Consider the following 243-nt stretch of genomic DNA (forward strand, 5'->3'; position numbering starts at 1 on the left):
ATCGCGATATCGCCGATCAATACAGCGGCGATCAGGCCCATTGCAGTCGAAAGCGCCGTCGGCGTATGAATGGCGGCCATTCTTAAAAATTCGACGCCGAGATCCGCCAGGAAAATCTGCATGATAATCGGAATATGGGTGTCTTTATTCAACCCGATAAACGATAAATTATCAGGCAAGAGCGACGGATGAATGACAAACAGCAGCCAAAGCGGCAGCAAAAAGGTGGAGGCCAAAATACCG

At 49.4% G+C, this 243-nt stretch carries 1 protein-coding gene; it reads right to left on the reverse strand.

The window, feature by feature from the left end; all coding sequences use genetic code 11:
* The coding region (locus tag CF394_RS00215; protein WP_165767405.1) for a spore germination protein at window positions 1-243 on the reverse strand (243 nt) is incomplete at both ends.

It is taken from the genome of Tetzosporium hominis (genome assembly GCF_002265435.1).
GTDB lineage: Bacteria > Bacillota > Bacilli > Bacillales_A > Planococcaceae > Chryseomicrobium > Chryseomicrobium hominis.